The organism is Desulfobacula sp., assembly GCF_021107415.1.
In genome coordinates this window covers 1-2758 of sequence record NZ_JAIOSW010000377.1, presented here as the reverse complement: position 1 = coordinate 2758, position 2758 = coordinate 1, and the positions used below count along the sequence as shown (strand labels likewise).

The window sequence follows — 2758 nt, the reverse complement described above, 5'->3', positions numbered from 1 at the left end:
CTGGACGTCATGATTGAACTGGCACAAGAAGGTATGACCATGATTGTGGTTACTCATAAAATGGGATTTGCAAAGAGTGTTGCCCACAGGGTGCTTTTCATGGAGTTTGGCAAAATCGTAGAAGGGAATACACCGAGCGAATTTTTTGATAATCCCCAGCAAGATCGAACTAAACTCTTCCTGAGCCAGATATTGCATTGATTAAGTAACTAAAACATGATGAACTCGGATGAACTTGACTTTCTATAAATTCATCACTTTTTCGGGCATTATACAAGATAAGCCTATAATCGTATTGAGCTTAAACGCTCAATGCACATATTAATGTGTACCTTGTCAGTTGCTTCGGGAAAAAGGAGGGAGGCATCATGAAAAAATTCCTTGTTGTTTTATTATCAGTTGTTTGTTTGACGGCTTTTATATCCATGCCGGTTCTTGCCGATAAAACCATGAAACGGATCGAAAAAACAGGTAAACTGAAAGTAGGCTTCAGGGAAGGCTCGATTCCCTTTGCTTACATGGATCCCAAAACAGGAAAGCATGTCGGCTTTTCTGTTGACATGGCCCATTTGCTTGCAGAAAACTTGAGCAAACGATTTGGCAAAAAGATTAAGATCAAACCCTTTACGGTCACTTCCAAAACTCGTATTCCCCTCGTAGCAAACGGTACCGTTGATATAGAGACAGGTTGTACCACATACACCGCCAAGAGAGAGGATATTGTTGACTTCAGCCATGTCTTTTTCTTTTCGGAAACCACATTCCTGGTAGCCAGGGACTCAGGGATCAAAACCCTTCAGTCACTGAATGGCAAGCGAGTAGGAGCAGGACGTGCTACCACCAACCTAAGGGTCATTCAGAAGAGAGTTAAAGCCGGAGATTTCAACCCAAAAGAAATTGTAATTTTAGAGACCCATCCACAAGGCATGCTTGCCCTTAATACAGGCAAGATCGACGCTTATTCAACAGATCGAAGTCTCCTGGAAGGTATCCGCATGAAAGACAAAAATCCGAATAAGTGGATAACCGTTGACTTTGCTATTGCATACGAACCCTATGCTTTTATCATTAGAGAGGGAAATTCCGACTTTCGCGATTTTGTTAACAATACAATCCTATGGGCGATAAAAACCGGCAAGTTTTATGAGCTGTACGAAAAATGGATGGGGCCAAAAGGTCCGGTTCCGATCAGGATGTCACCTGCTTACAAAGACTACCTCCAGATGATTGTTTATCCTATGGAAGACGGCTGGTGGAAGAAAAGATAAGTTTTGAGACAGGAGATGCTTGATGGGACTGGCATACGAATTCGACTGGAGTGTTCTCTGGCGTGATCCTTTTGGAATGATGCTGCTCAAGGGACTCGGTCTGACTATAATGATAGGGCTCATTGCCTGGATTATCGCTATAGTCCTTGGCATTTTTGTAGGAACATTACGGGTTACCAACTTTCGGTTGCTTCGTTTCGCAGCCTCACTTTATGTGGAAACATTCAGAAATATACCCTTGATCGTTCAGCTCTTTTTCTGGTTTTTTGCCGCCCCTATGCTTTTCGGAGATACTTTGTCCAGGCATATAAACCAGGTTTCAGGCTTTAACATTTATGTGGCCGTTGTGGGCCTGGGACTTTATACAGCTTCCCGTATTGCCGAACACGTACGAGCCGGCTTTACTTCCATAGGGCAGGATCAGTACCAGGCGGTGCTTTCTACAGGTATGACACAAATACAGATGTACCGCTATGTTATCATACCGTATGCTTTAAGATTGATTATTCCTCCCATGACAACGGAATTTTTAACCATATTTAAAAATTCTTCCGTGGCCATGACCATTGGTGTGGCTGAACTTACATTCCAGAGCTACCAGATCGATGCTGAAACGTTCCACGGCCTGGAAGCAACCACCGGGGCGATGATCATTTACCTGTTCTTAGGGATGACGGTTGTTAAAATTATGGGTATTGTAGAAAATAAATATAAAATTCAAGGCCTAATGGGGAGGTAAGCAATGTTTGATGCTGTTTTGAGAAATCTCCCCTTTCTTATGGGCGGACTGGTGGTTACCTTCAAGCTTACCTTTTTTGCCCTGGCAGGCGGTATTTCCCTCGGCATACTGGTAGGACTGGCAAGGATATCCAGGAATAAATGGATTTATTACCCTGTTACCTGGTATGTAAATTTTCTGCGTAATATTCCACTGATCCTGGTAATCTTCTGGATTTATTTTATCATGCCCCTTTTTGTAGGTCGATCCATAGACCCTTTTCCTTCAGCGGTCATCGCTTTTATTATATTCGAGGCGACTTATTTCGGTGAAATTTTCCGGGCAGGTTACCAGACTATCAGCAAAGACTTAGTAAATGCATCTTACTCGACCGGGATGACGTACGCAAAGACAGCCCGTTATATTACCGTGCCCATTGCTTTCCGCCGCATGTTGCCAAGCCTGATAACCCAGTCTATCGTCACGTTTCAGGATACAAGCCTGGCTTTTGTAATAGGGCTGCCTGAAATTGTAAGGCGTGCTTCTATTGTGGACAACATTGAGATAAGATCATTAGAGCTGTTCAGTTTTGTAGCCGTTATTTTTTTGATTATTTGCTACGCCGGTTCAATAATAAGCCGGCACTACGAAGATAAATACAGACAGGCAAGTGTCCTATGATCGACGTCAGGAATATCCACAAATGGTCTGGTGACTTCCAAGTTCTGAAAGATATTAACGAAACCGTTAAGAGGGGGCAGACCGTGGTTGT

3 protein-coding genes and 1 pseudogene are annotated in these 2758 nt (G+C 43.1%); all 4 read left to right on the top strand.

All coding sequences use genetic code 11. The features are described 5' to 3' along the window. Positions 1 to 201: pseudogene (locus tag K8S13_RS18870) on the top strand (amino acid ABC transporter ATP-binding protein); the annotation flags it as partial. Between the two features lie 167 nt (positions 202 to 368). Further along, positions 369 to 1268: a transporter substrate-binding domain-containing protein gene (locus K8S13_RS18865; RefSeq protein ID WP_291464963.1), complete on the top strand. Its 900-nt coding sequence runs from the start codon at positions 369 to 371 to the stop codon at positions 1266 to 1268. 22 nt (positions 1269 to 1290) lie between these two features. Next, positions 1291 to 2007, top strand: coding sequence for an amino acid ABC transporter permease (locus K8S13_RS18860; protein ID WP_291464962.1), 717 nt, complete (start codon positions 1291 to 1293; stop codon positions 2005 to 2007). 3 nt (positions 2008 to 2010) lie between these two features. Continuing rightward, a complete protein-coding gene (locus K8S13_RS18855; RefSeq protein WP_291464961.1) occupies positions 2011 to 2667 on the top strand; it encodes an amino acid ABC transporter permease in 657 nt (218 codons plus the stop codon). Positions 2668 to 2758: the final 91 nt, after the last annotated feature.

What these genes read in the sequence shown, in the direction of transcription:
- K8S13_RS18865 (WP_291464963.1), top strand. Translation starts at nt 369, where the DNA reads ATGAAAAAATTCCTTGTTGTTTTATTATCAGTTGTTTGTTTGACGGCT.
- K8S13_RS18855 (WP_291464961.1), top strand. Translation starts at nt 2,011, where the DNA reads ATGTTTGATGCTGTTTTGAGAAATCTCCCCTTTCTTATGGGCGGACTG.
- K8S13_RS18860 (WP_291464962.1), top strand. Translation starts at nt 1,291, where the DNA reads ATGGGACTGGCATACGAATTCGACTGGAGTGTTCTCTGGCGTGATCCT.